Source organism: Caulobacter sp. D5 (assembly GCF_003185805.1).
In the GTDB taxonomy this organism is placed as follows: domain Bacteria; phylum Pseudomonadota; class Alphaproteobacteria; order Caulobacterales; family Caulobacteraceae; genus Caulobacter.
The window spans coordinates 1-2,624 of sequence record NZ_QHJY01000515.1 but is presented as its reverse complement, the minus strand read 5'-3'; the positions used below and the strand labels follow the sequence as shown (position 1 = coordinate 2,624).

The window sequence follows — 2,624 nt, the reverse complement described above, 5'->3', positions numbered from 1 at the left end:
CGTCCGTCGAACTCGGCCTCGGAAGAGAAGCAGTACAAGCTGGACTTCGACTACGAGACCGACCTGCCGTTCCTCAAGAAGATCGAGTTCGGCGGCCGCGCCACCGACTTCTCGACCTCGGGCTACGGCTATGGCGGCTACATCATCGACGGCGGCGACAACCTCTATTCGACCACCGACGACGTGGTGATCTACAGCAATGCGGTGAACTCGACGGCGACGGTCAGCAACAGCCAGACCGCCGACCAGACCAGCGCGACCGCCGCCTCGGCCGCCTACACCACCGGCTACTGGTCGACGACCGAGACCTGGTCGCGGGCCTTCTCCAACGCCGTGTTCGCCAACGCCATGACGGCCCTGCCCAGCGCCTTCTACTACGGCGGCGGGTCGCTGCCCTCGACCTGGCTCTATCCGAACTTCGCCAAGGTGGCGCAGTACCTCGACACCTCGCACTTCAACCTGAACAACCTGGTGACCACCACCGGGAGCGACGGCAATACCTACGAGCAGATCCCCTACCGGATCGCCGAGCAGACCGACGCGCTGTACCTGAAGTTCAACTACGCCTTCCCGCTGTTCGACTACGACGTGAACGGCAACTTCGGCTGGCGCCGGGTGCACACCAAGACCGTGGCTTCGGGCGCCCAGACGCGCAGCGAGACCTACGCCTCGACCAACGGCGGCACCTCGACCACCTATGTGCTGAGCAACACCCAGGCCAGCATGGAGAAGGACTACACGGTCTGGCTTCCGAGCTTCAATATCGGCCTGTGGCTGCAGCCCAACAAGCTGTCGGCCCGCGCCGGCTTCGCCCAGCTGATGGCCCGTCCGCGCATGGACTACCTGATGCCGACGGTCAGCTGCACCACCGACAATTCGCCGGACGCCAACGGCGAGTATGACGAGCCCAGCTGCACGGCCGGCAATCCGGACCTCAAGCCGTACCGGGCCAACCAGTATGACCTGTCGTTCGAGTGGTACCCGAACAACGACACCCAGCTGTCGCTCGGCCTGTTCTACAAGGACATCAAGTCGTTCTACCTGTCGTCGCGGACCCTGATCGGCAAGGTCGACGTCTATGGCGACGGGGTGCTCTACAACTACAACACCTATATCAACGGCGACGGGGCCAAGATCTCGGGCGTCGAGCTGACCGGCAAGACGGCCCTGACCTGGCTGCCCGGGGTGTTCTCCGGCTTCGGCGTCGACGCCAACTACACCTACCAGGAAGCCAAGGACGTGGAGCTCTATTCCACGCTCGACGGCTCGCCGCTGCCGTTCCCGGGGCTGTCGAAGAGCAGCGCCAACCTGACGGTCTGGTACGACAAGGGCCCGGTGAACGCCCGCCTGGCCTACAACTACCGCTCCAAGTACCTGTCCTCGGCTGCCGACACTTCGGGCCAGCCGGTGTTCAAGGAGCCGACCGGCTACCTGGACGGCAAGATCACCTGGAAGCCGGGTCCGCAGGGCCTGCAGTTCTTCGTCGAAGGCAAGAACCTGACCAAGGAGGAAGAGGTCTCGACGGCGGGCGACATCCGCCTGATCGAGCAGGGCTATTTCGGCCGCCGGTTCTTCATGGGCTTCACCTACAAGTACTAGGGTTAGGCCAAGGCCGCCCCGCCCCGCCCCGGCGGGGCGGCCTATTTCTCGAACACCACCTTGCCGTCGACGATGGTCAGCAGGGCCTGGGCCTTGAGGATATCGGCCGGGGCGATGGTCATCAGGTCGCGGTCGAAGACGGTGAGGTCGGCGGCCTTGCCGGCCTCCAGCACGCCGCGCTGCTGTTCGGCGAAGGCGGCGTAGGCGGGCGCCCAGGTCAGCATGCGCAGGGCCTGGTCGCTGCTGACCGCCTCTTCCAGATGCCAGTCGGCGCCCGCGAAGCCCGAGAGGCTGTGGCGGTAGACGGCGGCGTAGAACTCGATGCGCGGGTCGCCGACCTCGACGGGGGCGTCGGATCCGGCGGCGACGACCGCGCCGCTCTTGAGCATGTCGGCCCAGGCGTATGCGCCCTTCAGCCGCTCCTTGCCCAGGCGCGCGGGGGCGAAATAGAGGTCGCCGATGGCGTGGCTGGGCTGCATCGAGGCGATGATCCCCAGCCTGGAAAAGCGCGGCAGGTCGGCGGCGTCGACCACCTGGGCGTGCTCGATGCGCCAGCGGCGGCCGGTATCCGCGCCCAGCACCTCGCCGAACCAGTCCAGCACCATGCGGTTGCCGCGATCGCCGATGGCGTGCATGGCGACCTGGGCGTTCACGGCGCGCGCCCGGCGCATCAGGGCCAGGCCCTGGTCGTGCTCGGTGAGGATCAGGCCCTGGCCCTCGGCGTCGCTGTAGGGCGCCAGCAGGGCCGCGCCGCGCGAGCCCAGGGCGCCGTCCATGTAGAGCTTGATCCCGCGCAGGCGGATCAGGCCGGTGGGGTCGGCGCTGGGACCGGTCTTCAGCACCTCGGCCGCGCCGGACGGGTCCATGTAGTTGTCGACGCGCAGGGAAAAGCGGCCCTCGGCGGCCAACCGGCGCAGGATCTCCAGGTCCTCGGCGTCGACGCTCATATTGCCAAGGCCGGTCCAGCCGCGGCTGGCGTAGAGCTTGCCGGCCGTCTCCAGCGCCTGGCGCTTGAGGGCGGGGGA

At 67.2% G+C, this 2,624-nt stretch carries 2 protein-coding genes; one reads left to right on the top strand and one right to left on the bottom strand.

Features of this window, described 5'->3' with window-relative positions; all coding sequences use genetic code 11:
- Positions 1-1,599: TonB-dependent receptor domain-containing protein (locus DMC18_RS24645; RefSeq protein ID WP_146218213.1), on the top strand; the 1,599-nt coding region annotated here is incomplete at its 5' end.
- A 41-nt stretch (positions 1,600-1,640) separates the two neighbouring features.
- On the opposite strand, the gene DMC18_RS24640 is transcribed toward DMC18_RS24645, so the two are convergent.
- On the bottom strand, positions 1,641-2,624 hold a 984-nt coding region (locus tag DMC18_RS24640; protein ID WP_146218212.1), incomplete at its 5' end, for an amidohydrolase.